This is a genomic window from Chroococcidiopsis sp. CCNUC1 (genome assembly GCF_023546805.1).
In the GTDB taxonomy this organism is placed as follows: Bacteria; Cyanobacteriota; Cyanobacteriia; order Cyanobacteriales; family Chroococcidiopsidaceae; genus Chroococcidiopsis; species Chroococcidiopsis thermalis.
In genome coordinates, this window is the sequence record NZ_CP097480.1 from 5,260,576 (window position 1) to 5,286,333 (window position 25,758).

Sequence of the window (25,758 nt, forward strand, 5' to 3'; positions counted from 1 at the left end):
AATGCTTTTGATAAAGTTCTCAATTGCTTCAAAACTTTAAAAAAATAATATCTATTAGTGTCGCTGCTACTAAGTTTAGGTGTTAAATCTATACGAGTCAGTAATTATAGAAGAAAAAACTATGGCATTGTAGATATATAGAACAACTTGAGTAGTTTTTGCAATCTATAAAATAATTAACTGGTATTTTTAACTAAAGACATCAGTAGCTTGTTCGTCAAAGCAGAAACGTTACTTAGTCATCTTCAGATAACTGAGTTTGAAGTAGTTATTTCAAACAAAGGAATTGCTTATGTAGATTGATACCTAGCAATATCTTCTATATCACCTTTATTCTCCAGTTCTATACAACAGACGGCTATTTTTAATAAGTCAACCTCATCTCAAGCACTAAATATCTTCTAAAACAAGGTTGTTAACAATGATTGAAGTATTGGCGGGAGCGATAATTCTCTATTCTACTTTTGAACGAAGCCCGACTTCCGAAGGCTGGATATTTCGTGGTCCTGGTGCTAGTTGGGTTATTGGGGGTACATCTGGTACTCGCTCCATTCGAGTTCAGCATCCTGGTCCTACAAACTATACATTTGATGATGCATGGTCGAGTCCTCTACTAAATACCACTCCCCTGCAATGGTATCGGCTCTCGTTCAACAGTAAAGCTCCTGGAACGACTAATAACCCCGGAAGTGTTGGTTATGGATATTGGTCGGCGACGTTCTATGACAAGCAAACTGGCAACCAATTACCAGATGCTACATTCTCTAGTGTTTTTCAGTCGAACAACTGGGTGCATAATGAATTTCGTTTCCGAACCAAAGCTACTGTTGGAGCGAACGGGAGCCTACTACCAGTTCAAATGAGAATCAATTTTCACTCGCTCGGTTCGCAGCCTCTTTTTATTGATGATATTACCGTACAGTCAACAACTTCCCAAGAGGTAGCACAGTGGGCTGACGGAATTTATAATAGCTTTCCTGCCAAACTGAATTATGTTCCCAAAACCAGCCGATGGCAACGTATTCCGCTCACGATGCAAAAGTTACGAAATGGGCAGAATCTCCGCATCGTTATGCTCGGAGACAGCATTCAGAATGATACAGCAACAGCACCTATAGATGTCTTTTTAGAACGTGAGTATCCTGGTAGTAAAGTTGAAATTATCCCCTCTGTAATAGGTGGTACGGGGGTTCAGTACTATAAAAATTGCGTGCAGGACTGCATACTGAAATATAAGCCAGATCTGCTGATAATTGGAGGAATCAGCAATGGCAATAACATAAGTGATTTCCAAAGCGTAGTTAACCAAGTGAGAGCTAGCGATCGCGTCACTAAGCACAAAACCGAGATCTTGTTGTTGACGAAAGCATGGAGTCCTAACAACTATCCTAACCCAATTGACTATCAACTGAATCCAAGTATTAAGGAACTCGATCAAAATCCGACAAATAATACGACAATTCCTAATGATTATCGCGGTAACTTATTGTGGTTTGCTTATGCAAATAATCTAGAATACCTGGACATGACAGGAATTCAAAGTGAGTTTATCTATGGACCGGCTACCGCTGCTGGTCTCGGTTCACCAGATGCTAACGGTAATCCATATAGCATTTGGATGCGAGATAATTACCACTTAAATGATTATGGAAAACAAATACTAGGAAGGATATTGGAGACATACTTCAGTCTATAAACCTATTGTATTAAATACGAGCAGGTAAAAAATCTGATAGCGATCGCAAAACTTGAAATCTGTATGAGCGATCGGCTAGCTTTCGCGATCGTGCTTCTACAGCAATCCTACTCCATGAGCGGTAGATCTCGATACAGATGCAGCAGGGACTCAGCTGTACCGTAAAGCATTATGACAACTCTATATGCGAGCGATCGCAAAAGCTACAGAATTGAAAATTATTATGAAATAAAAAAGTTACATGCAAGTAAATGATGTAGTAGAAACAGATTCGCTCAAGCGAGTGTTTGGATTGCCAACTCTGGTTGTCTATGGAGTAGGCGACATTCTGGGTGCGGGAATTTATGCAGTAGTCGGAAAAATTGCCGGACTTTCCGGTACTTTGGTTTGGGCTTCGTTCTTGACCGCTATGATTGTCGCGGCATTCACCGCTTTAAGTTACGCCGAACTGGGCAGTCGATTTCCACAAAGTGGTGGAGTCGCCTGTTTTGTCCACAGGGCATTTCGCATTGACTGGCTCTCAATCTTAGTTGGCTGGTTAATGTTTTGTACCTGCTTAGTCTCGATGGCAACGCTGTCGAAAGCGTTTGCTGGCTATCTCAACGCTTTTGCACCAGCTATTCCAGATTGGCTGATTATCCTAGCGCTTTTTTCTGTGCTGGCATATGTCAATTTCAGAGGCATGAAGGAATCCTCGGCGCTGAATATCTTTTGCACCTCTGTCGAGGTTTCGGGTCTTGCGATCGTCATTTTGGTTTCAACCTTGTTTTTGAGCGGTGGTGGCACGGTTAATCCTGCGGCTGTTCCCAACGCGCCAGCAATCGGTTGGACGGCAGTGATTCAGGGAGCAGCACTGGCTTTCTATGCCTTCATTGGATTTGAGGATATTGTCAATGTGGCGGAAGAAGTCAAAAATCCCGAACGCAACGTGCCAAGAGCAATCTTACTTGCTTTGGCGATCGCGGGTGTCGTCTATATACTCGTCTCCTGGCTGGCAATTCAGGTACTCAATCCATCAGAGCTTGCTGCTTCTAGCGCTCCGCTACTGGATGTGGTGCGTCGAGCGCAGCCCAATTTTCCCCAGGTCATTTTTACAATCATTGCTCTATTTGCCGTACTCAATACGGCGCTGCTCAATTTTGTCACGGCATCGCGGCTGTTGTTTGGGATGTCGCGTGAAGGATTGCTACCAGCTTGGTTAGGAAAATTACATCGACGTAGAGCCACGCCTTATCGAACGCTGTTGGTCATTTTACCCATTGCCATTTTTCTAGCGCTCTCCGGGACACTGCAATTTTTAGCAGGAACCACTGCCACCTTGATTCTGGCAATGTTTTGTCTGGTCAACCTCTCGCTACTGTCGATCAAACGTCGAGAACCTGAAACTAGCGGGTTTCGGGTTCCCTTGATAATTCCGGCGATCGCGTTACTGTTCGATCTCGTTTTGGTGGCTTTTGCTTCTCCTGCAAGTCACATTTTGGCGTTGATATTTGCAGGAATTGGAATGCTTTTAATTCTGATCCAAAAGGCTTTCCGAAAAGGACACATACCAAGCACTTAGTTGGCAAATTAGTTTGCAAAAAGGCGATCGCTCGATCGTGACAGGAGTTACGCGCTTGAATTTTCAGATATCGATCCCCCAACCCCCTTCAAAAGGGGGCTTTGTTTTCCCCTTGTCATTTAGAACAGGACTACCGCGTCAAAGTTGAGGCGATCGCATTAGCCTAACGCGATATTCAATGATTTGCCCAACTTTACCACCTATCAGTACAGCACTCAAGTCCAGACAATAGACATCTCCACACCCATCAGAGGTGCGAGAAATCACCACTACTTGTACGCTATGTTGTACAATAGAGCAAAAACACATGAATTGCAAATATGGAAGAAGCAATGGATGCTGTTTCTACATCTGAGGCTCGCACCAACTTATTTAGTCTCGTAGATCGAGTATCGGAAACTCACAAACCAATCCTGATTACAGGCAAGCGAAACAGCGCCGTTCTCATCTCTCAAGAAGACTGGAACTCTATCCAAGAGACTATGTACTTGCTGTCAATACCTGGAATGAAGGAGTCAATTAAAGACGGGATGGCAACTCCAGTTGAAGAATGTATCTCTTGGGAGGATCTCAAGCGTGAGCTGGCAGATTCGATTGACGAAGCAAGCAGCTAAGGATGCAGTTAAATTACGCTCTGTTGGGCTTTTTGATAAAATGGAGCAACTCTTAGATATTTTAGCTGACAATCCTTTTACCAACCCTCCCCCATATGAGAAATTGAGCGGCGATCTGGAAGGAGCTTATTCTCGTCGTATCAACATCAAACACCGATTAGTGTACGAAGTCATCAAAGAAGCGAAAACAGTCAAGATCTTGAGAATGTGGTCGCATTACGAATAAGTGCGATCGCCTACTATCGTAGTACATTAATACCACTAAAAGATTATAGATTTGAATCAATGCCTGTTTTAAGCATTCACTTTAGAGGGATAATTAATATATGTTGACCAAATGCAAATTGTTCTGGTCACTGGTCACTGGTCACTGTCTAATGACTTCTGTAGCTGCAATTTATTTCTTTGAAGGGATTCCCGAAGAACTGAGTAACGTTAGCTTACGCCGCGATCGCCGTTCGGGAGTTCGTTCGGTTTTACTGCGCTTTGAGCAACTCAAATCTTTGGAAAGATTCAATAGTTTTACCAAAAAATTCAATAACTTCGTGCGTTTGGTCGATGAAGAAGGTGAAATCCAAGTCACGCCTGACTCGACAAAATTCATTTTTGGTGGCATGGACGGAGATGAATTTCAACGCTTAGATTGTACATTTGCGATCGAGCAAGAAGACCACTGGGAGAGATTTATGCGGTTTATGAATCGCTATGCAGAGGCTAACGGTATGGCTTTCAGCGAATCAAATAAATAGAATAAAGGCGCATAGCTATGTGCCCTTACTAAGAACGTAATCACACTCCCTAGATTTATGAAAGTAGCAATTACTGGAGCCACTGGATTTGTTGGTAGTCGTCTGGTCGAACGACTAAAATCAGAAGGTCATCAAGTTGTCGTATTTAGTCGCAACGTCAATAAAGCAGAAAAAGTATTTCCTAAATCTACTTTTCCAAATGTAGAAATTATTGCCTATACACCAACAGAATCGGGTGCGTGGCAAGATGCGATCGCGGGTTGTGATGGCGTAGTCAACTTAACCGGAGAACCAATTGGTGAAGGACGTTGGACACCCCAACGCAAACAAGAAATTCTCAATAGTCGCAAGCTAGGGACGCAAAAAGTTGTCGAGGCGATCGCCAAAGCAAATCCCAAACCTAGCGTGTTAGTCAATACCTCGGCAATTGGCTACTACGGGACGAGTGAAACTGCGACATTTGATGAATCCAGTCCTGCTGGTAGTGATTTTCTCGCCCAAGTCTGTCAAGAGTGGGAAGCAGAGGCGCAGAAAGTCAAGGAATTAGGGACGCGATTGGTAATTTTGCGCTTTGGAATTGTCTTGGGAATGGGAGGTGCGATCGCCAAAATGATTACTCCCTTCAAACTTTTTGCTGGTGGTCCCATCGGTAGCGGTCGCCAGTGGTTTTCATGGATTCATCGCGATGACTTGGTAAACTTAATTATCGCAGCATTGACAAAACCGGAAATGGAAGGAGTATTCAATGCGACAGCACCAAATCCAGTACGGATGTCAGAGTTAGCGCAGGCGATGGGAGAGGTGATGCAGCGTCCCTCCTGGTTGCCCGTTCCCAACCTTGCGATCGAGGCATTATTAGGAGAAGGGGCGATCGTGGTTTTAGAAGGGCAACAGGTTTTACCCAAACGCACTCAAGCATCGGGTTTCAACTATCAATATCCTAGTGTTAAAGAAGCATTAAAAACAATTGTGTAGTCGGTAGGATTAGCTAGCAAAAGTGAAATTTGCTGACTGCTCATAGCCTGAAATTACTCGGTAGATCTCTAGCTGGATCGGGAGTAAAAGGACGATGTTCGAGGTCGAAAACTCTCCTTTGAAATTCTGCTTGAATGGGTTGGGCAAAAGTTCTAGTTTGTTCGATTTCGTATAGCGCTCTGGTAATATCCGTATTAAATTCTGCTCTTTGCCGCTCGTTCCTTGCTTCTAACTCAGCCTCCGATTCTCCTGGTAACCGCAACTGAGTTTCGGAAAGATCGAAAATCGGTTCTTCGTCCGAACGTGCGGGTTGGGCGATCGCTAGTGATGCGATCGCCAGCATTGCTGTCAGTAATCTTGCTAACCTCATAGCTTTTCCTCCTTACAGCGATGTAGCGTTTGGCTGTCTGGTGCGATCGAGCGAATATATGTATTATAACGTTGAAATTAATTCGCCTTTTCGGAGAAAAAATAACGTTGCATTAGTGTAGTAATGGCGATCGCCAAAGCTAAAATCAAAGCAATTGCTGCGGCGTAACCCAGATCTAAGCTCTTAAAAGCATATTGATAAATCAGCAATACAACTGTTAAGGTCGAGTTATCTGGACCACCCGTACCGCGAGAGAAAATGTATGATTGATCGAATAATTGGAATGTACCAACAATCCCCATCACGACAACAAAAAATGTGACGGATTTTAGACTTGGTAGAGTGATATAAACTAGTTTATCCCACCAACTTGCGCCATCAATTGCTGCTGCTTCGTAAAGACTTTCAGGAATATCTTGTAAAGCAGCTAGATAAATAACCATGAATAAAGGTGCTGTTGACCAAATATTCATAATTGTAATTGCTTTTAAAGCAACATTTGGATCGCCAATCCAGTTATAAGTTGGTAAACCTAAAAAAGCCAGAGCGCTATTTATTAAACCATTTGAATTATACATCCATAAAAAGATTATCGTTAATACTGCCGAGGAAGTAACTGTCGGCATAAAAAAAATAATTCTAAACCAATTTTTACCTTTTAAGTTAGCATTTAGAATTAAAGCCAAGCCGAGAGCAATTATAGTTTGAATTGGGACGACGATCGCCACATACTCAACCGTATTTCTGAGGGCAATCCACACGCGATCGTCATTGAGGAGACGAGTGAAGTTTTTGAAGCCGTTGAATCTGTAGTTAAATTCTCCTAAAATCTGAATTTTATAAAAAGCTAGAACCAAGGCAATCAGAATAGGTAAAAGTACAAATACTCCTAAAATAATAATTGTAGGAGCCATAAAAAGATAACCCACTGAGGTATTTCTCGGCTGAGGTTTATTTTTAAAAATGCGATCGCCAATCACTCTAATTCCTATATCTACTTCGATAAAGCTATTTCTTTATTGGCAGTTTTCTGCGCTTTTGTCATTGCCGAAACTAAACTTTGCTGACCGATTATAGCACTGACAAATTGATTGTTAAAATTATTGAGAATAATTGGTAAGTCTTCATTTAGTTGCCAAATAGTAGCATATTCAGCTCCAGCAATAAAAGGTGAATAAAGAGGATTGCGATCGGCTTGTAGGGTATCAGTTACAGATCTACGGGTAGGAAATACAGAACCTTGGCTCGTCCAGGCTTGCATTCCTTCTTGTCCGGTTAAGTAAGAGATTAATTCCCAGGCTGCTGCTTTATGTTTCGATTTTCGATTCATCACATAGGCAACTGTATAAGCCATTGTGCCTTTTTTCTGATTAATAGTTGGGACTTCAGCAGTAGCATACTCAAGCTGAGGAAAAGTTTCTTTTAAATAGGGAATTAACCAAGGACCATCGATCGCCATTGCGACTCTTTCTTGACCGAACATTTCACCTGCTGAACTCGTGCCAACATCAGAAGGTTGAGCTGCCGATTTATCTAAGCGATATAAATCTACTAGTAATTGTAGACCTTTTAAACTCTCTGGCTCGGCAAATGCAACTTCTCCATTCGAGTCGATCAACTTTCCCCCAAAAGCTTCGATAATAAAAACTTGGCGAGCAAGTTCTGGAACTAAAGCAAAACCATATCGCTCGACTCTCCCATCGCGATCGCGATCGACTGTTAATTTCTTGGCATATTCTCGCAATTGCTCCCAAGTTTGAGGTGACTGAGTTAAATCTACAGACTGAAAAGCTTTTTTGTTATAAAATAGGGCAAGGGTAGAATAATCTTTAGGTAAACCGTAAATTATTTGCTTTTTTTGAAATGCCTGAAGAAATTGAGGATAAAAATCTGCTAAGTTGAACTTTTTAGAAATATAACTATTTAGCGGTTCTAATACCCCTGGACGCATAATTTCTGGAGCAGCAAAAGCTTCTAAATAGAAGACATCTGCGGCTGTTTCGCCAATCAGCCTAGTTTTCATCACATCCATATATTCATCAGCGATCGCATCATATTTCACCTTGATGCGTGGATGCTTGGCTTCAAAATCTCTCAAAACCTTTTGCAGCAGTTGTTTTTCGTTGAGATTGCTCCAACCGCTCAGAGTGATGGTGACAACTCCAGGTTCTAGCTGTCTAGCAGTCATACAACCTGTAAAAGCGATCGTCCCAACCACGAAGAGAATCAGAAATAACCAAACTTTTCTAAACACTGTGTAGCAGACTGAAGTAGAGTTAGTCAATTACCGATTTAAAAACATCATAACTAATTCTTAGCAACCTCTCTCTTGATAGAAGCTATATGATACCCAATCAATTTATAAGTATCTTGTACTACATGAATCAAATTGCATTACCTCATGAGCGATCTTTTAGAAACTGCTGCCAACGCGGGAAACTTCAAAACTTTAGTAAAAGCTATTGATGCTCTCGAACTGAGAGAAACTCTTAGGAGTCCCGGCATTTTTACAATTTTTGCTCCAACCGACGAAGCCTTCGCCAAACTGCCAGAGGGAACTTTAGATTTGCTGCTGCAAGATCTGCCTAAACTGAAAAAAATCGTGACTTATCATGTTGCTTTTGGCGACGTGAGATCTGATGATTTGGGACAAATTGACGAAGTAGAGACAGTTGAAGGCTCAGTTTTAGCAATTGAGTCAGCTAACGGTACAATTAAAGTCAATAATGCCAGCATCCTCAAAACTGATATCGTGACTGACAACGGCACGATTCACGCTATTGATACCGTGTTGATGCCTGCAATCGTGGCTGGACATTAAGGGCTTTAAGCCAGAGATTACATAGGTTGAACGCCAGGAATCCAGTCTGTCCCTGCCAGGGGAAGACGTGCCATCGCAGCAGCTTCGATCGTCAACGCGACGAGATCCTCCCGTTCTAAGTGATGCACGTTTTGCTTACCGCAAGCACGGGCGATCGTGGTTAGTTCCATATTTAGAGTTTGCAGATAGTTTTTGACTCGCCGAGCGCCAACTTCTGGTTCTAAGCGTTTCTCCAAAATTTCGTCTTGGGTTGTCACTCCCACAGGACACTTTCCGGTGTGGCAGTGGTGGCAGTAACCTGGTGCTGTCCCGATCGCCGTATAGTCTTCTATTGCCGAATGATGCGTCCCCTTTTGCACGTAAGTTTCACTGTTGCAGCCCAACGCCATCAGAATTGCTTGACCGATGGAAACTGCATCTGCACCCATCGCGATCGCTTTGGCAACATCGGCTCCCGTGCGAATACCACCTGAAACAATTAGTTGTACTTCACCTTTCATATTCATATCTTCCAGGGCATCCACTGCCTGCCGCACTGCTGCCAGGGTGGGAATACCAACGTGTTCGATAAACACGGTTTGCGTCGCCGCAGTCCCCCCTTGCATCCCATCGACGACCACGACATCCGCTCCGGCATGAACTGCCAGCTTGACATCGTTAAAAGTTCGTGATGCACCCACTTTGACAAAAATCGGTTTTTCCCAATCGGTCAATTCGCGTAATTGCTGAATTTTGATAGTTAAATCGTCGGGACCCGTCCAATCGGGATGACGACAGGCAGAGCGCTGATCGACTCCCTCTGGTAAAGTCCGCATCTGGGCAACACGGGGATTAATCTTCTGTCCGAGTAACATCCCGCCACCACCTGGTTTTGCCCCTTGACCTACCACAATTTCGATCGCATCTGCTTTGCGCACGTCGTCAGGGTTGAAGCCGTAGCGAGAAGGCAGACATTGGTAAATTAAGGTTTTTGAAGACAGGCGCTCCTCCGGTGTCATGCCACCATCCCCAGTTGTGGTAGAAGTCCCGACTGCGGTTGCCGCACGTCCCAGGGCTTCCTTGACATTAGCCGATAGCGAACCAAAACTCATTCCCGCGATCGCGATCGGAATCTCCAATTGAATCGGTTTCTTGGCGTAACGAGTGCCGAGAATCGTCTTAGTGGTGCATTTTTCCCGATAGCCTTCCAACGGATAACGGGACATGGACGCACCCAGAAACACCAGATCGTCAAAATGCGGCAACCGACGTTTTGCGCCCAAACCGCGAATTTCGTAAAGACCGTGTGCCGCTGCGTTTTGAATGTAGTTGAGAATACGGCGATCGTAACCCCAGGATTCTTCGCGAGAGATAGATTGATGCGATTGAGACGGCAGATTCATGATTAATACTTTAATTTTAACGATGGGTGGTAATTAGTAATTGGTAATTGGTAATTGGTAGTTTTTTCTCCCTTGTCTCCCTTGTCTCCCCCCTCTCCCTTGTCTCCCCCCTCTCCCTTGTCTCCCCCTCTCCCTTGTCTCCCCCCTCTCCCTTGTCTCCCCCCTCTCCCTTGTCTCCCCCCTCTCCCTTGTCTCCCCCCTCTCCCTTGTCTCCCCCTGCTCCCTGCTCGTGCGCTCCCTACTCCCTTTCTTCATTCCAGTGATAGAGTTGCTTGGCGGAAGCAACCCGTTTGAAATCTTGGGGATTGTGGGAAAAATCTGCTTTTGCTAATAGCTCGGCTACGGTTGCATAATCAGCTTCAGACATGGGTTCGAGTTGAGCATCAGCACCGAGCGATTTAATGCTACCTCGGACGTAAATTACGGCTTCGTAAAGCGAATCTCCCAGTGCTTCCCCTGCATTTCCACAGACTACAATCCGTCCAGCTTGTGCCATGAATGCGGCAAAGCTGCCCACACTGCCACCGACAACAATATCTGCTCCTTTGAGCGAAATGCCGCAACGCAGGCTGGCATCACCATCAATAATTAATAACCCCCCGTGGGCGGAGGCTCCAGCAGAAACCGAGGCAAAGCCTTTGACATGCACCCGACCGGACATCATGTTTTCGGCAACACCCGTTCCTACATTCCCGGCGATCGTCACGTTTGCTAGCTGGTTCATGCTTGCCGCATAGTAGCCTGCATGACCGAGGATTTTTACCTCAACCGGAGCATTCAGTCCCACGGCAATATTATGCGCTCCATCAGGGTTGAGGATCTCGATCGCTTGTCCCCCAGTTTGAGTCAGGTTGTGATGCAGGTAGTGATTGACTGCGCGTAGTGGGGTTTGGGCGAGGTCGAATGTCACCTTTTCCATAGTTACACCGTCCATACGTATAACTCTTCCGGTGCGGGTTCGTAGAGATGGGCGTTTTTAACATCGGGTAGGTGTGCTAGAGAGCGAAATTCCGAGGCGATCGCCACATAGTCATCAGTTTCAGCAACCACCGCAGGTTTACAGGCAAAGGCATCCCGCACCAGAGCGAGTTTGTCTGCCGTTCCCATCAGAAACGTATAAAAGCCGTCTAACTCGACAAAGCCTTGTTTAATTGCGGTTTCTAGATCGTCCCCTTCCCGCATCCGCCATTCTAAAAAGCGACAAGCTGCTTCCGTGTCGTTGTCGGTTTCAAAGTGAATCCCAAGCGGTTCTAAACGACGACGAATCGAGTAAGGATTGGAAAGAGAACCGTTATGCACTAGGCAAAAATCTTCTCCCGCCGTAAACGGGTGCGCGCGGTCGGGAGTCACTGCTGATTCTGTTGCCATGCGGGTATGGGCGATCGCGTGAGAGCCTTTCAGCGTTGAGAAATTGTAGCGCTCGGCTACCATAGCAGGTTTCCCCGTGTCTTTGTAGAGATCGATCGTCCGACCTGTTGACAACAGGTGCAGGTTTGGATGTTTTGCTTTCAGCCATTGCTTGACGCGATCCGGTTCTCGATCCGAAGTTAGCACTGCCCGATTGCCATCGATCTCAATCTCAGGTGTAGTCCCGAAAACAGCTTGAAACGATCGCCTCAAATCCCAATCGAATTTGTCTTTTGAATAGAGGCTGTATTTGCGATGCGGCTCTGGCAGCGTAGCAGTAAATACAGCAAGTCCAGCAGAGTCGGGTCCGCGATCGCTCATGCCAATCAGCATGGGAACCATGAGTTCGCCAAGCGATTCTCGCCATTCTGGTTTTTTAATTAGTAGTCCGACAATTCCACACACGATCGCACCTACATTTATTTATTAGAAAACCTTGAGAGTTACGCACTGAAGTTAGAGATCTCGATCCCCCCTAATCCCCCTTAAAAGGGGGGAATGAAGCCTCTTTTTCAGGAAATATAGCGAAGAATTTACGTCGGTTGCTCCAACCTTAGAGAGGGAGGAATAAATGCCCCCTTTTTAAGGGGGTTGGGGGATCTCACTATACAAAAACTTTTTTAGAAAAACTCCAAGTATCGTTCCACTTCCCACTGCGAAACATGACGCATATATTCCACCCATTCCATTCGTTTCAAGTTAATAAATTCATTTGCCAACACGCCCAACGCACCTTTGATGACTTCATCTGATTCCAGAGCGGCGATCGCTTCGTGCAAGCTCTGGGGTAAAGTGCGAATACCCTTGTCTTTAAGGTCTACCTCCGATAAATCGTACAAATTCAAGTTATAGGGTTCGCCAGGATCGATTTCTTTATCAATGCCATCTAATCCAGCAGCGATCGCGGCAGCAGTGGCAAGATAAGGATTGCAGGAGCCATCGGCAAGCCGCAGTTCTAAGCGTCCGCTGGGAATCCGTACCATGCTGGAACGATTGTTGTCGCCGTAGGTGATGTAAGCTGGAGCCCAAGTTGCACCGCTGAGCGATCGCCCCACGACGAGCCGCTTATAGGAATTAATCGTTGGGGCGCAGATAGCAGTGAGTGCTTCGGCATGAGCGAGTAAGCCACCCAGAAAATGATACGCCAGTTTCGAGAGTCCTAAATGCCGCGAGTCGTTGTCGTCAGCAAATAGATTCGAGCTGCCATCGCTTATGGACATATGAATGTGCATTCCCGTACCCGTGCGGTTGGCAAACGGTTTCGGCATGAACGAGCAAATTAGTCCCAGTTCTTTAGCAATTTCTGACGCTGCCATTTTGAAAAAGATGTAGCGATCGGCAGTCGTGAGGCAGTCGGTGTAGGTATAGTTAATCTCAAACTGTCCGTTAGCATCTTCGTGGTCGATTTGATAAATGTCAAAGCCAGCTGCTTGCAGGTGAGTGACGAGTTTTTCCAGAAAAATCGCACTGCGCGACAATCCGCGAAAGTCATAGCAGGGTTTCTCCAAGGTATCGGTAGCATCAAACGGGTAAATCTGCCCCCGTTCGTCTTTACGAAGTAAGGCAAATTCTGGCTCGACTCCGGTATTAAGCGTCCAGCCTCGCTGCTGCAATCGCTCGATCTGCTGCATCAAGATATAGCGAGCATCGTAAGGGTAAGGTTTGCCTTTAACGTGACCGACACAAGCAATTCGCGCAAATCCAGGCATCCAGGAAACGAGCGATAGAGTTGAGAGATCGCCAACTGCCATGTAATCTGGACTGTGCGGCTCCATACCCAATCCCCACACCGCAAATCCGGCGAATCCGGCTCCTGGATGCAAAATATCTTCAAAGTGAGCCACGGGTACGGCTTTGGTTTTCGCAACTCCATGAATATCGACAAATTGCGCCAGCACGAACTTGACTTGATGCGATTCGAGAAATGTTTTGGCTGCTGCTAAATTCATCCGATTGGCTCCAGGTTGACTCGATCTGTTCAAATTTCATGAATAGAGTAGCTTTGTCACAAAAATGATTCTGTGCCGATCGCGCCACCTCCTAACTCTGTAGCAATTTGAACCAGGGTTTGCCAAAAATACGTACCAAACGTGCGATCGCACCAGATGCGGATGCATAATTCTCTCTCGATGTCAAGCGGGATAACGGTTACTGTGACACCAATTGCATTAGTCAAAACGACCGGACGATCGCCAAGTGATAATGCCTGAAAATTAAAGCTACAGGTTTGGCGTAAAAGCTCGTTGACGCGATCGCCCACTAGTCCTAAAGCGAGATCTTGCCGTAAAACCGGGTAAACTTTTGCGGGTGGAGACTTACAGGCAGTTGCTAACTGAGGAGCGATCGCGCTGTTGAGGCTATCTTCGATTAGAAATTCGGTCAGTCCCAACCGAGCAATAATCCCACCTTCGGGTAGAGGATGCCAAGTATTAGGGCGATCGGGAATTGGCAGTTTGCGATCGGCTAACCATTGGGTTGCATTTGCTCCTTTCACGCCAAAGCGGGTCAAAAATGACAGATCGGCAATCCCTAACACAGAAACAGACTGGCGATCGCCTGGTAGCGTGACTAAGGAGGGCATACCGTTAGTGTCGCACCACACACCGTTAAGCGACTGGAGTGAATCGTGAATTGGACTCAGACGCAAAGGAGTATTCATGCGATCGCCTCCTGACGTTGTGTCGTTTCCTGCTGGCGTTGGTTTTCAGGGTCGTAGAATGGTGTGGGACTGACTGTTGCCTTAACGAGTGCGCCATCAGATAAACGAATCGAAATGCGATCGCCGATCGCTGCTAGTTCTGGTTTGACGTAAGCAAGTCCGATATACTGCTGAAGCGTGGGACTAAAAGCAATACTGGTAACGCGACCTGCAATTTCACCGCGATCGATGACCAAATGACACTCTTGGGGCGCAGTTCCTTGATTAGGGTGGAGCGTAAAACCAACTATCTTTTGCGCGATCGGTCGTTTAGCAATAGCTTGCAGGCTGCGCTGACCGATGAAAAATGGCTTATCTAATTTAACCGCCCATCCTAAATTAGCCTCCCTCGGAGTTGTCAAACCATCGGTATCTTGACCGACAATCAAATGCCCTTTTTCCAGCCGTAAAAGCCGTTGTGCTTCCACGCCAAAGGGCGCAATCCCGTAAGCCTTACCTGCGACGAAAAGAGCATCCCAGAGAGCCGCAGCCGACTCAGCCGCAACGTGAATTTCGTAACCCCACTCGCCTACAAAACCAACTCGGATTAAAATCGCTTCAATTCCCGCCACCAATGCTTCTCGTACAGCCAAGTAGGGAAAAGCAGCACTGGAAAGATCGCAATCCGTCAGTTGTGCCAAGACATCGCGAGCATAAACTCCAGCAAGGTTCATTGCCGATCGCGCTCCAGTTAAATTTACCAAACCGCAATCTAACCCCCACATCGTATTCAGCCGCGACAGTTCTCGGTAAATCGTCGCTGCACCGGAAGTCGTCGTCGTGAAATAAAAATGCTCGGCTCCCAGTCGCGCAATGACACCATCGTCAATAATTATGCCTGTCTCGTCTAGCATCAGTGCATAGCGCGACATCCCCAATTTCAAATTGCTGTAGCGTCCAGTGTAAACTCGCTCTAAAAACTCGGCAGCATCCGCCCCGCGCAATTCTAATTTTCCTAACGTCCCAACATCGATCGCACCTACGCGAGTCCGCACGGCTTTCACTTCAGCCCGAATGCAATCTTCGCGGCTCTTTCCAGGTTGGGTGTAGAATTCAGGTCGTCGCCATACCCCTGCCAGCACGAACTCAGCACCCAAGGCAGCATGACGAGTATGTAAGGGAGTATAGCGCTCTGGCGTAAAGCCCCGTCCGGCTAAGTGAGATAAGGGGACTGGATGAAAGAACGGTCGAGCGGTGGTTGTACCCACTTCAGCAGGAGATTTTCCCGTAATGCGTGCCAAAATTCGCAATGCATTCATGTTAGAGTGCTTACCCTGGCTCGGTCCCATGCCTACAGTGGTAAATCGCTTCAGCAATTCAATATTGTCAAATCCTTCCTGAATCGCATTCGGAAAATCTTTCAACTGAAGGTCTTCATCAAAATCGACAAAGTTCTTACCTGCTGGATGTTCTACGATCGCCCACGGATGAGAAGGAGATTCTGAACTAGGTGCAACAGCAATCTTGACTGGTTCTGTCAATCCCAGAAATGCAGCAGCCTCCAATCCCGCCCGACGACCATCGAGTAGCTTGCGATCGAATTCGTACACGCCATTCACCCGTCCGCAGGCAAATACGCCCGCAGGTAAGCGATCGGGAACGAACTGTTGCAAGCCGTTATCGAAGCGCATTTTTGTGCCTGCCTGGTAGAGCAAATTTGCCGCGCCTGCCCAGCCGACACTCATAATCATCCCATCGCAGGCGATCGCTTGTTTGAATTCTTTTTGTGGTTTGCCTTTGGCATCAAGCGGACAAACGACCGCACCCGAAACGCCATCGCTTGCTGGATTCGTCTTGGCTTCGTAAATACAATGGCTGGTGAAGATGGGAATACCGAGCGCTTGTAAGGCTTGAGTTGTTGAGTTCGTCGTGTAAGTCGATCGCAAATCCGCGATCGCCTTCACCTCAACGCCATGCTTTGCTAAATCTAAAGCAGCCTCATAACCATGGCTGTTTGCTGTCAATACTACAGCTCGCTGCATCGGTTTGACAGCATAGCGATAAATCAACCGTTGCGCTGCCGAAGCTAACATCACTCCTGGTAAGTCGTTATTGCGAAACACGGCAGGCTGTTCGTATGCCCCATTTGCCATGATGACCGCTTTTGCCCGCAATTTAGTCAGACGTTCTCGATCCACTAAGGGAATCCAGCGATCGGCATAATACGCAGCAGCTACAGTTTCGGTGTAAAGACAAATGCGATCGCAATTTTTAACTGCTTCCACGAGTTCTTGCGTCTGCGTCAATCGTTCGCCAGAACCGCCTGCCCTGGCATTCTCGTCCACAATCACTACATTTGCCCCTGCATCGGCTGCGGCTAATGCTGCTGACAATCCCGCCACACCTGCGCCAATGACTAGCACGTCGCAAAAATCATACTGCTTTGCCGTGCGAATATGCGGTGTAGAGAAATCGACTTTGCCCAATCCGCTCAGATTGCGAATCGTGCGTTCCCAGAAGGGAAACAGTCGTTTATTGTGAAAGGCTTTGTAGTAAAATCCAACTGGGAGGAACGGCGAGAAAAAATCTAAAATGCTGTGGCGATCGCCCATCACCCCACCATGCGTATTCACCGCATACAGGGACATTCCCGCCTCTAATGGCGTGACATCGGCTCGGACGTTGAGCTGTTGCCCATTTTGCATCAAAGTATTAACATCGTGACTCGCCAAACTCAAAATTCCGCGCGGACGGTGGTATTTGAAACTGCGTCCCAGTACTCGTTGTCCAGCAGCCCATAACGCACTGGCGATCGTGTCTCCGGCATAACCCCAAAAACGATTTCCTTCAAAGGTGAAATCAATTCGCTGGCTGCGATCGATCCATTCACCGGAGATGGGAGGTAGGCGATTGCTCATGCAACATTCTCCTCACCGAATAAATAAATATAAGTAGGTACGCAAGACCTCATCAGTCAGCGTATTGCGCTCTGCAATAAACCAGGTATTACTTGGCGTATGACACCACCATTCCTGTTTAATTCCAGGTACGCTAGTGCGATTAAAGACGTACTCCGCCCACGTTGCATCGTCAACTGTTTGCGGATCGGGCATGGAGCGAACTTCCCCACCACAGATAAACTCAGAAATCGGTCTTGTTCCGTTAATCGGACAGGTCATCATCTTCATCGTTAATGCCCCACTGATGCTGCACCCTTTTCACCCACCAACGCATAATTTTTAAATCGATCGAGAGAGAATTTTGTAATTAATTCGTGAGTGCGATCGCTCGCCACGGTATACGCCATCGTTTTGCCACACACCGGAGTTGCCTTAAAGCCCCAAGTCCCCCAACCAGCATCGAGATAAAATCCCGCGATCGCGGTTTTACCCATAATTGGCGCAAAGTCAGGTGTCATATCTGCCATCCCTGCCCATTGCCGCACAACTTTAACGTGAGAGAGAAACGGAAAGAGTTCCAGCATATGCGCTGCTAATCCCTCTACAAAATCCAAGGTCGATCGCGTGGAATGTAATTCATAAGGATCGAGTGAGGCTCCCATGACTAACTCTCCCCGTGCGGTTTGACTGACGTAGACGTGCAAGCTACCCGAAACAACGATCGGATCGAGCCAGGGTTTCATTGGTTCGCTGACCATTGCTTGTAATGGATGGACGTAAATGGGCGATCGCAGTCCTACCATTTGCAACAGGCGTGGTGTAAATCCGGCAATCGCACACAAGACTCGCGGTGTCGAAATGTTGCCGCGAGTTGTTTGTACTCCTGTCACTTTGCCCGATTCAACTTGAATACCCAAAACTTCTGTTTGCTGGTGAATTTCGACTCCCCGCCGATCTGCACCACGACCGTAACCCCACGCTACCGCATCGTGACGGGCAATGCTCCCGGGTGCGTGATAGAGTGCGCCCATGACTGGAGCCTTGCCACCACACGTCAAATCCATGTGCGGGCAAGCTTTTTTAATTTCATCCGGCTCGACTAATTCGCTCTCAATGCCGAAATGCTTGTTAACCTCCGCCCGCCAGCGCATCGTTCGGATTGCAGAGTCAGTATGAGCGAGCGTGAAATGTCCTCGCGTGGAATAAAACAAATTCAGGTCGAAATCCTGCGCTAAATCTTGCCAGAGTCGCACCGATTCATCGTAAAATTTTACGCCTTCTGGGGTGAGATAGTTGGAGCGAATAATCGTCGTGTTGCGTCCCGTATTTCCGCCGCCAAGATAACCTTTTTCGAGAACGGCTATATCGGTCATGCCATAATCTCGCGCCAGATAATAAGCGGCTGCTAGTCCGTGTCCGCCTGCACCAATGATGACAGCATCGTAATTTGGTTTGAGGCGATCGCGATGGCGGAACATTGCGGGTTCTGGATGCTGCTTCGCCAGCGCAAATTTCAGCAGATTCAGAGGCATCGTAAGTTTCCTGACAGGAACCTTTGCTGAATATCATGCATCAAAGATTTCTGGGTGTCAACAAAGTTTCCTGCTATGATTCAAAACGATGTAAGGTGAAATGGTAGCCAGCGCTGTTTCTCTACACTGCTCCCATACTGTGAGGTAAGCGCATGACAGATGCCACAGCAAATGGACTGGAGCGTTCCCAAGTACCAGCCGTCGATCCGCTCGAACGCTACATCGGCAGTACGATTCGAGAAATGCGTCAAAAACTCGGACTCACCATTGCCGAAATTTCGGAACAGACGGGAATTTCGCGGGGGATGTTGTCCAAGATTGAAAACGCTCAAACTGCTACGAGTTTGGAAACATTAACCAAAATTGCCCGTGCTTTAGGCATTTCTCTGTCAGCCTTCTTTCGCAATTACGACGTACCCACAGGCAGCGCCCAGCATGTGAAAAACGGTGAAGGGATGGAAGTCGTGCGTCGCGGTACAAAGCGAGGACATACCTATCACCTGCTGGCATACGATCGCGGTTCGACAAAACTATTCGAGCCTTTTCTGATCGCGATGGATGACGCTTCGGAAGTGTTTCCCACCTTCGAGCATCCTGGGGTTGAGTTCATTTATATGCTGGAAGGAAAGATTGAATACCGTCACGGACAATCAACTTACTTACTAGAACCTGGTGACGCATTGACTTTTCGCGGTGATATTCCTCATGGTCCTGAAAAATTGATCGAGTTACCGATTCGCTTTCTTGCGATAATTCACTATGCCACATCTGATGGCGATCGCATGAGTAGGGAGTAGGGAGCAGTGATGTACAGAAAAAACTCGATCTTATAGGACAAGTGTAAAAAAATAGGTGGGCATTTACCCACCTATTAATTAATTAGATTGTGTCGTTAATATCTCCACGGGCAAACGCTTAAAAGCAAGACGTTCGTTTTCCACATCGACAAAAATCGTATCGCCGTCGTTGAATTCATTCCGCAGAATTGACTTAGCAATTTGCGTTTCCAATTCCCGCTGAATTGCTCGTTTTAAAGGACGCGCACCAAATACGGGATCGTAACCTACTTCTGCCAAGAAATCTAAAGCAGCATCAGAAAGACGCAACGACATCTTGCGATCGCCCAGTCTTTGTTCCAGTCGCTGAATTTGCAACTTGACAATCTGCCGCAATTCTTGTAGTTGTAGAGCGTGGAAAATAATGATCTCGTCAATTCGGTTGAGGAATTCTGGACGGAAACTATTGCGCATCGCTTCCATCACCCGACCGCGCATTTCTTCATAGCGCGAATCATCCCCGGCAATATCTAAAATGTATTGCGAACCGATGTTGCTGGTCATAATCACAATGGTATTCTTGAAATCCACCGTATGACCTTGAGCATCCGTCACCCTACCGTCATCTAAAATTTGCAGCATGACGTTGAAAACATCTGGGTGTGCTTTTTCGATTTCGTCGAATAACACGACAGAATACGGACGACGGCGAATCGCTTCAGTCAGTTGTCCCCCTTCGTCATAACCTACATAACCAGGAGGCGCGCCAATTAAACGCGATACGGCGTGTTTCTCCATGTACTCCGACATATCGATCCGTACCAACGCCTCTTCGGTGTCGAAGAGATATGCGGCTAAAGCCTTCGCCAATTCGGTCTTGCCTACACCCGTGGGACCGAGGAAAATAAAACTAGCAATCGGACGATTTGGATCGGCTAAACCAGCACGCGATCGCTGAATCGCATCAGCTACAGCTGTCACTGCTTCATTTTGCCCGATGACACGATGGTGCAATTCGTCTTCTAAGTTGAGTAGTTTCTCTTTCTCAGTTTCGACTAACTTACTGATTGGAATACCCGTCCACTTAGAAATAACTTCAGCGATATCGGCTTCAGTAACTTCCTCCCGTAGCAGCGATTTACCCGTTGTTTGCGTTTGGGTTAACTGACTTTCTGCGGCTTCCAATTGTCGATGCAAATCGGTCAATTTTCCATATTTTAATTCTGCCGCTTTATTGAGATCGTAATCTCTTTCTGCTTGCTGAATTTCGACGTTGACGCGATCGATCTCTTCTTTGACAGACTGAATTTTATTAATAACATCCTTTTCAGACTGCCATTGAGCGTTAAGCGCCGCTTGTTCTTCCTTGAGATCGGCAACTTCTTTTTCTAACCGTCCTAACCTTTCTCGCGAAGCCGGATCGCTCTCTTTTTCTAAAGATAAGCGTTCCATTTCTAATTGCAATATCTTGCGATCGATCTCGTCTAATTCTTCCGGCTTTGAGGTGATTTCCATTTTCAGCCGCGCCGCCGCCTCGTCTACCAAGTCGATTGCTTTGTCGGGTAAAAAGCGATCGCTAATGTACCGATTTGACAGAGTAGCTGCTGCAACCACAGCACTATCGGAAATTCTTACCCCGTGGTGGACTTCATACCGTTCTTTCAAACCGCGCAGAATCGAAATTGTATCTTCTACGCTGGGTTGATCGACATAAACTTGTTGGAAACGTCGTTCCAACGCCGCATCTTTTTCAATATATTTGCGGTACTCATCCAAAGTTGTCGCCCCAATACAACGCAGTTCACCCCGCGCTAGCATTGGTTTGAGCAAGTTCCCTGCATCCATCGCCCCTTGGGTAGCACCCGCACCGACAACGGTATGAATTTCGTCGATAAATAGGACGATATTACCTTTAGACTCGGTGACTTCTTTCAATACCGCTTTTAGACGTTCTTCAAACTCACCCCGAAACTTCGCCCCTGCAATTAATGCTCCCATATCTAAGGCGATTAACTTGCGGTCTTTAAGCGACTGGGGTACGTCACCAGCGACAATCCGCTGTGCTAAGCCTTCGGCGATCGCAGTTTTACCGACACCAGGTTCGCCAATCAGTACGGGGTTGTTTTTAGTGCGGCGAGACAAAATTTGGACTGTGCGACGAATTTCATCGTCCCGTCCGATTACGGGATCGAGCTTACCTTGACGGGCAGCGTCAGTCAAGTCACGTCCGTACTTTTCGAGTGCTTCGTATTTGCCTTCTGGATTTTGGTCGGTCACTTTCTGATTTCCACGCACTTGTTTAATTGTATTTTTTAGTTTGTTTTCGTCTAACCCAAACTCTTGAAATAAACTCCTACCGAAGCGATCGTCCTTAGCGTAAGCTAACAACAAATGCTCGATCGAAATGTATTCGTCAGCAAATTCCTGACGGTAAGCATCAGCTCTATCTAATAGGGTATCGAGGCTGCGTCCTAGATAAACAGAGCTAACGCTACCAGAAAGTTTGGGCTGACGTTTAATAAATTGCTCGGTGCGATCGCGTAACTTCGTGACATTAACACCAGCTTTATTAAAAATACTACTTGCCAAGCCTTCTTGTTCCAGCAGCGCTTTCATTAAGTGTTCGCTTTCAATTTGCTGCTGCGGAACGGCTTTAGCAATATCTGGGGTATGGGCGATCGCTTCCCAGGCTTTTTCGGTAAATTGATTGGGATTAGTGGGTTGCATCCGTTACTGTCCCCTCCGCTAAAATCTACTAACCATTAGAGCTATTTCTGGCTCATGCCTCCCTCTATCGTCATTGTAGAAATACAGACATAGGATGCAAGATCGGTGTTTACGCAATCCATACGGGGTATTCCCGAATGATTAGTGACCTAATGCAAAAAGTGCCTTACACCTGTCAACACCATCACAATTCCCAATTCATTTGCTGCCTTAACTGAATCTGCATCCCTGAGACTTCCACCAGGTTGAACGATCGCAGTTATGCCAGCAGCGGCGGCTGTTTTGACTGAATCATCAAAAGGAAAGAACCCATCGCTAGCTAATACTGCACCTTGGGCTTTCTCTCCGGCTTGTTCTAAAGCAATTTGTACCGAACCGACACGATTCATTTGTCCCGCCCCTACACCCAGAGTAGCGCGATCGCGGCTCACGACAATGGCATTTGATTTAACGTGCTTGCACACCTTCCAAGCAAATAGCAATTCCTCTAACTGGGCGGGAGTTGGTTGTTTTTCTGTCACCATCTGCCACTGTTTAGTATCGGCAACAAGATCGTCAGATGCTTGTACCAAGAAACCACCCGCGATCGCTTTTATTGTATGTAAAGACGTTTCATGTAACGTCTCTAAATTTGGTAATATCAAAACCCTAACTTTAGATTTACTAGCTAGAATTTCCCGTGCTTCTGGTTCGCATTCTGGGGCAACGACGCATTCTAAAAATGTTTTTGTCAACGCTGTAGCTGTAGCTGCATCAATTGCCCGATTTAAGGCAACAATTCCCCCAAAAGCTGAAACTGAATCTGCGTTAAAAGCCTTTTCATAAGCTTCAGAAATTGTAGTTCCCAACGCCGTACCGCAGGGATTTGTATGTTTAATAATTGTCGCCGCAGGGAGATCGGTAAATTCTGTAATTATGCGCCTTGCTGCTTCTAGATCGACTAAATTGTTATAACTCAATTCCTTCCCTTGGAGTTTTGTCGCAGCCGCCCAACCCGTTGCACTCGTTCCCGTTTGATACCATGCCGCAGGCTGATGCGGATTTTCCCCATAGCGTAGAGATTGAACTTGCTTGCCTGAAATTGCAAGCTGTTGCGGTAATTCTTCCCGACTCCCCTGTACGGGCGCACTGCTGCGCGCCCCTACCGACTCCCGACTCCCCAAAAAAGAAGCGATCGCGCGATCGTAATTCGATGTATGCCAAAAAGCTTTTTGGGCGCAAGCAGCGCGGAATTCAAATGAGATTTCCCCTTGTTGGCGTAATTCCTGCAAATATGTTGCGTACATTGCTGGTTCGCACAACACGGTTAAATGGGCAAAATTTTTAGCCGCTGCTCGGATCATTGCGGGTCCACCAATATCGATTTGTTCTACCGCTTCTGCTAAAGTTACGTCAGGCTTGGCGATCGTTTGCTCGAAAGGATAGAGATTGACTGCCACTAGATCGAAAGGGCGGATATCATTAGCCTCCAGATCTGTCACGTCTTGCGGTACGTCCCGTCGTGCTAAAATGCCACCATGAATCCGAGGGTGAAGAGTTTTGACCCGCCCGCCGAGAATTTCTGGCGAACCAGTGTAATCTGCAACTTTAGTTACTGGTATTCCTGCTGCTTGAATCGCTTGAGCTGTTCCACCGCTGCTCACAATCTCAAAACCAAATTCTTCTACCAAACTACGGGCAAAATCGATCAGCCCTGTTTTATCAGATACACTCAGCAGCGCCAAACGTGCCATAGTTCCCAGTCCTTTGCAATTCAATTCAGACAAAGAACTATTGTACGTTGTTAGTTGTTGGTTGACAGTTATCAATTGTCAGCGATCGGGGAGTCGGGAGTCGGGAGTCGTGGTAAAAATACAGATAACCAATGACCAATTACCAATGACCAATGACCAATTACCAATTCATGGTATTAGACATTATGGAGATGTTAAATGGAGGATTAGAGTAAATGGGACTCTTCGATCAAATCGTCAGTGCAGTCGGTAACTCTAACCAAGCTGGTAGCGCAGGTCAAATTGGTGCTATTGTCAACACGATCCAACAGCTCAGCAACAATACTGGTGCAGACCCTTCTACCCTACAATCAGTATTATCATTAGTGGGTGGTCAGGTACGCTCATCCTTACAACAGCAACGCGCCGTGAATGGCGAAGCACAAGCACAGGCGATCGTCAATCAATATAGCGGCACGCAACCCAGCCCTCAAGCTGTGAATACTCTGTTTTCTTCTAACCAACAGCAACAACTGATTCAACAAATTGCCCAGATGACAGGACTGAATTTAGGTTCGATCCAGCAGATGCTACCCGTACTCGTACCGCTAGTATTAAATTTGCTGCAATCTGGGACTCAGACTCAAAACCCCCAAGGCGGCGCTAATCCCGTCCTCAATGCTTTTCTAGATGCCGATCGCGATGGAGATGTGGATGTAGCTGATGCAATGCAAATGGCAAGTCGCTACTTGAGTCGGTAATACAAGAGTGTGGGGTGTGGGTTGTGGGGTGTAGGGTGTAGGGTGTGGGGTGTGGGGTGCAGTCAGTTAATTGTGACTTGTCTCCCTTGTCTCCCTTGTCTTCCTTGTCTTCCTTGTCCCCCTCGCCCCCAAGCATTCCCTGATGAAAATCATCTTCTTCGGTACTCCCGAATTTGCCGTTCCAACTCTAGAAAAGCTACTCAGTCATCCAGAGTTTGACGTTGTAGCGGTTGTCACTCAACCAGATAAGCGTCGAGGACGAGGCAATGAATTAACACCCTCACCCGTAAAAACTGTTGCGACAGCACGACAAATACCTGTGTGGCAACCTTCAAGGGTGAAAAAGGATGCTGAAACTCTGAATTTATTAGAACAGTCTGGGGCAGATTTTTTTGTTGTTGCTGCCTACGGACAAATTCTTTCTCAGCAGATTCTCGATTTGCCACGCTTGGGTTGTATTAACGTGCATGGCTCGATTTTACCCAAGTATCGCGGTGCTGCGCCCATACAGTGGTGTTTGTATAACGGCGAGACGGAAACCGGAATCACGACGATGTTGATGGATGCGGGAATGGATACGGGGGCAATGCTGCTGAAAGCATATACGCCAATTCATATCCTAGACAATGCCTACGAGTTAGCCGCCAGACTATCAACGTTGGGGGCAGATTTATTAATAGAAACGCTGTTGCAATTAGCAAGTCAGGCGATCGCACCCGTTCCCCAAAATAACGACGAAGCCACATACGCGCCTTTGATTAAAAAAGAGAATTATGCCCTCGATTGGTCAAAAACTGCGATCGCGCTGCACAATCAAATTAGAGGTTTCTATCCCAATTGCACGGCTACCTTTCGCGATCGCGCTCTCAAAATACTTGCTACTGTACCTTTAGATGCTGCCTATACGTCGCAGCTATCACCAGAGTTGCAGCAGCTAACTCATAACTTTGCCGATTTGTCAAGCGATCGCCGTCCTGGGGAAATCGTTCAGACGGTTAAGGGTATAGGAGCCGTCATTCAAACTGGTGCAGGTTTAATATTATTACGGGAAGTCCAGCCAGCAGGAAAACGCCCTCAGTCAGGCTGGGATTTTGTCAACGGCAACCGCTTAACTGTGGGAGAGGTATTCTTGTAGAG

General features: G+C 46.6%; 25 protein-coding genes. 10 read left to right on the forward strand and 15 right to left on the reverse strand.

The features are described 5' to 3' along the window. Nucleotides 1–421 precede the first annotated feature (421 nt). Both M5J74_RS24315 and M5J74_RS24320 read left to right on the forward strand, forming a co-directional pair. Nucleotides 422–1,696 (forward strand): hypothetical protein, encoded by a 1,275-nt coding sequence (locus M5J74_RS24315; RefSeq protein ID WP_250013649.1) that lies wholly within the window; start codon nucleotides 422–424, stop codon nucleotides 1,694–1,696. Between the two features lie 241 nt (nucleotides 1,697–1,937). Beyond that, entirely contained in the window at nucleotides 1,938–3,257 is a 1,320-nt protein-coding gene (locus M5J74_RS24320; RefSeq protein ID WP_106216708.1) for an APC family permease, read from the forward strand. Nucleotides 3,258–3,395: 138 nt separating this feature from the next. On the opposite strand, the gene M5J74_RS32925 is transcribed toward M5J74_RS24320, so the two are convergent. Further along, nucleotides 3,396–3,527, reverse strand: coding sequence for a hypothetical protein (locus M5J74_RS32925; RefSeq protein WP_255409934.1), 132 nt, complete (start codon nucleotides 3,525–3,527; stop codon nucleotides 3,396–3,398). Nucleotides 3,528–3,577: 50 nt separating this feature from the next. On the opposite strand from M5J74_RS32925, the gene M5J74_RS24325 reads away from it, so the two are divergent. The 4 genes from M5J74_RS24325 to M5J74_RS24340 all read left to right on the forward strand — a co-directional run bounded on the left by M5J74_RS24325 (nucleotide 3,578) and on the right by M5J74_RS24340 (nucleotide 5,595). Then, nucleotides 3,578–3,871 carry a type II toxin-antitoxin system Phd/YefM family antitoxin gene (locus tag M5J74_RS24325; protein ID WP_233222533.1) on the forward strand — a complete coding sequence of 98 codons (294 nt, stop codon included), beginning with the start codon at nucleotides 3,578–3,580 and terminating at the stop codon, nucleotides 3,869–3,871. Beyond that, on the forward strand, nucleotides 3,834–4,097 hold the full coding sequence (locus M5J74_RS24330; RefSeq protein WP_015156579.1) for a Txe/YoeB family addiction module toxin: 264 nt from the start codon (nucleotides 3,834–3,836) through the stop codon (nucleotides 4,095–4,097). The genes M5J74_RS24325 and M5J74_RS24330 overlap by 38 nt, the downstream gene beginning before the upstream one ends. Before the next feature lie 151 nt (nucleotides 4,098–4,248). Continuing rightward, on the forward strand, nucleotides 4,249–4,620 hold the full coding sequence (gene psb28, locus M5J74_RS24335) for a photosystem II reaction center protein Psb28 (RefSeq protein ID WP_015156580.1): 372 nt from the start codon (nucleotides 4,249–4,251) through the stop codon (nucleotides 4,618–4,620). 57 nt (nucleotides 4,621–4,677) lie between these two features. After that, nucleotides 4,678–5,595: a TIGR01777 family oxidoreductase gene (locus tag M5J74_RS24340; RefSeq protein ID WP_015156581.1), complete on the forward strand. Its 918-nt coding sequence runs from the start codon at nucleotides 4,678–4,680 to the stop codon at nucleotides 5,593–5,595. A 40-nt stretch (nucleotides 5,596–5,635) separates the two neighbouring features. Here M5J74_RS24340 and M5J74_RS24345 read toward each other — a convergent pair whose 3' ends face one another. The 3 genes from M5J74_RS24345 to M5J74_RS24355 form a co-directional block, all read right to left on the reverse strand. Then, nucleotides 5,636–5,965 (reverse strand): peptidase M35, encoded by a 330-nt coding sequence (locus M5J74_RS24345; protein ID WP_015156582.1) that lies wholly within the window; start codon nucleotides 5,963–5,965, stop codon nucleotides 5,636–5,638. Nucleotides 5,966–6,042: 77 nt separating this feature from the next. Beyond that, nucleotides 6,043–6,879 (reverse strand): carbohydrate ABC transporter permease, encoded by an 837-nt coding sequence (locus tag M5J74_RS24350; protein WP_084739232.1) that lies wholly within the window; start codon nucleotides 6,877–6,879, stop codon nucleotides 6,043–6,045. An 80-nt stretch (nucleotides 6,880–6,959) separates the two neighbouring features. Beyond that, a complete protein-coding gene (locus M5J74_RS24355; protein WP_250013652.1) occupies nucleotides 6,960–8,219 on the reverse strand; it encodes an ABC transporter substrate-binding protein in 1,260 nt (419 codons plus the stop codon). A 147-nt stretch (nucleotides 8,220–8,366) separates the two neighbouring features. Here M5J74_RS24355 and M5J74_RS24360 point away from each other — a divergent pair, with 147 nt between their 5' ends. Then, nucleotides 8,367–8,786 carry a fasciclin domain-containing protein gene (locus M5J74_RS24360; RefSeq protein ID WP_015156585.1) on the forward strand — a complete coding sequence of 140 codons (420 nt, stop codon included), beginning with the start codon at nucleotides 8,367–8,369 and terminating at the stop codon, nucleotides 8,784–8,786. Between the two features lie 17 nt (nucleotides 8,787–8,803). Here M5J74_RS24360 and M5J74_RS24365 read toward each other — a convergent pair whose 3' ends face one another. The 9 genes from M5J74_RS24365 to M5J74_RS24405 all read right to left on the reverse strand — a co-directional run bounded on the left by M5J74_RS24365 (nucleotide 8,804) and on the right by M5J74_RS24405 (nucleotide 18,645). Further along, nucleotides 8,804–10,168, reverse strand: coding sequence for an FMN-binding glutamate synthase family protein (locus M5J74_RS24365; protein ID WP_250013654.1), 1,365 nt, complete (start codon nucleotides 10,166–10,168; stop codon nucleotides 8,804–8,806). A 33-nt stretch (nucleotides 10,169–10,201) separates the two neighbouring features. Beyond that, nucleotides 10,202–10,423 (reverse strand): hypothetical protein, encoded by a 222-nt coding sequence (locus M5J74_RS24370; protein ID WP_250013657.1) that lies wholly within the window; start codon nucleotides 10,421–10,423, stop codon nucleotides 10,202–10,204. Continuing rightward, nucleotides 10,407–11,087, reverse strand: coding sequence for a protein glxC (locus M5J74_RS24375; protein WP_371934077.1), 681 nt, complete (start codon nucleotides 11,085–11,087; stop codon nucleotides 10,407–10,409). The genes M5J74_RS24370 and M5J74_RS24375 overlap by 17 nt, the downstream gene beginning before the upstream one ends. A gap of 2 nt (nucleotides 11,088–11,089) precedes the next feature. After that, nucleotides 11,090–11,980 (reverse strand): class II glutamine amidotransferase, encoded by an 891-nt coding sequence (locus M5J74_RS24380; protein ID WP_015156588.1) that lies wholly within the window; start codon nucleotides 11,978–11,980, stop codon nucleotides 11,090–11,092. A gap of 215 nt (nucleotides 11,981–12,195) precedes the next feature. Beyond that, a complete protein-coding gene (gene glnT / locus M5J74_RS24385; RefSeq protein WP_015156589.1) occupies nucleotides 12,196–13,524 on the reverse strand; it encodes a type III glutamate--ammonia ligase in 1,329 nt (442 codons plus the stop codon). Nucleotides 13,525–13,580: 56 nt separating this feature from the next. Beyond that, nucleotides 13,581–14,234 (reverse strand): methylglutamate dehydrogenase, encoded by a 654-nt coding sequence (locus M5J74_RS24390; RefSeq protein ID WP_250013661.1) that lies wholly within the window; start codon nucleotides 14,232–14,234, stop codon nucleotides 13,581–13,583. Next, nucleotides 14,231–17,131: a 2Fe-2S iron-sulfur cluster-binding protein gene (locus M5J74_RS24395; protein ID WP_250013663.1), complete on the reverse strand. Its 2,901-nt coding sequence runs from the start codon at nucleotides 17,129–17,131 to the stop codon at nucleotides 14,231–14,233. Before M5J74_RS24395 ends, M5J74_RS24390 begins: the two co-directional genes overlap by 4 nt. Nucleotides 17,132–17,143: 12 nt before the next feature. Next, nucleotides 17,144–17,401, reverse strand: coding sequence for a sarcosine oxidase subunit delta (locus M5J74_RS24400; protein WP_015156592.1), 258 nt, complete (start codon nucleotides 17,399–17,401; stop codon nucleotides 17,144–17,146). Nucleotides 17,402–17,403: 2 nt separating this feature from the next. Beyond that, on the reverse strand, nucleotides 17,404–18,645 hold the full coding sequence (locus tag M5J74_RS24405) for an FAD-dependent oxidoreductase (RefSeq protein ID WP_250013666.1): 1,242 nt from the start codon (nucleotides 18,643–18,645) through the stop codon (nucleotides 17,404–17,406). Between the two features lie 152 nt (nucleotides 18,646–18,797). Here M5J74_RS24405 and M5J74_RS24410 point away from each other — a divergent pair, with 152 nt between their 5' ends. Beyond that, entirely contained in the window at nucleotides 18,798–19,442 is a 645-nt protein-coding gene (locus M5J74_RS24410) for an XRE family transcriptional regulator (RefSeq protein ID WP_250013667.1), read from the forward strand. Between the two features lie 78 nt (nucleotides 19,443–19,520). Here M5J74_RS24410 and clpB read toward each other — a convergent pair whose 3' ends face one another. Together clpB and purH are read right to left on the reverse strand one after the other, a co-directional pair. Continuing rightward, on the reverse strand, nucleotides 19,521–22,148 hold the full coding sequence (gene clpB / locus M5J74_RS24415; protein WP_106544730.1) for an ATP-dependent chaperone ClpB: 2,628 nt from the start codon (nucleotides 22,146–22,148) through the stop codon (nucleotides 19,521–19,523). Nucleotides 22,149–22,297: 149 nt separating this feature from the next. Continuing rightward, complete coding sequence (gene purH, locus M5J74_RS24420) at nucleotides 22,298–23,881, reverse strand: bifunctional phosphoribosylaminoimidazolecarboxamide formyltransferase/IMP cyclohydrolase (RefSeq protein WP_250013670.1); 1,584 nt, start codon at nucleotides 23,879–23,881, stop codon at nucleotides 22,298–22,300. 215 nt (nucleotides 23,882–24,096) lie between these two features. Here purH and M5J74_RS24425 point away from each other — a divergent pair, with 215 nt between their 5' ends. Both M5J74_RS24425 and fmt read left to right on the forward strand, forming a co-directional pair. Next, nucleotides 24,097–24,621 carry a DUF937 domain-containing protein gene (locus M5J74_RS24425; protein ID WP_106167500.1) on the forward strand — a complete coding sequence of 175 codons (525 nt, stop codon included), beginning with the start codon at nucleotides 24,097–24,099 and terminating at the stop codon, nucleotides 24,619–24,621. Between the two features lie 142 nt (nucleotides 24,622–24,763). Further along, nucleotides 24,764–25,756, forward strand: a complete 993-nt coding sequence (gene fmt, locus M5J74_RS24430) for a methionyl-tRNA formyltransferase (RefSeq protein ID WP_250013672.1) — start codon at nucleotides 24,764–24,766, stop codon at nucleotides 25,754–25,756. The last annotated feature ends 2 nt before the right edge of the window (nucleotides 25,757–25,758 follow it).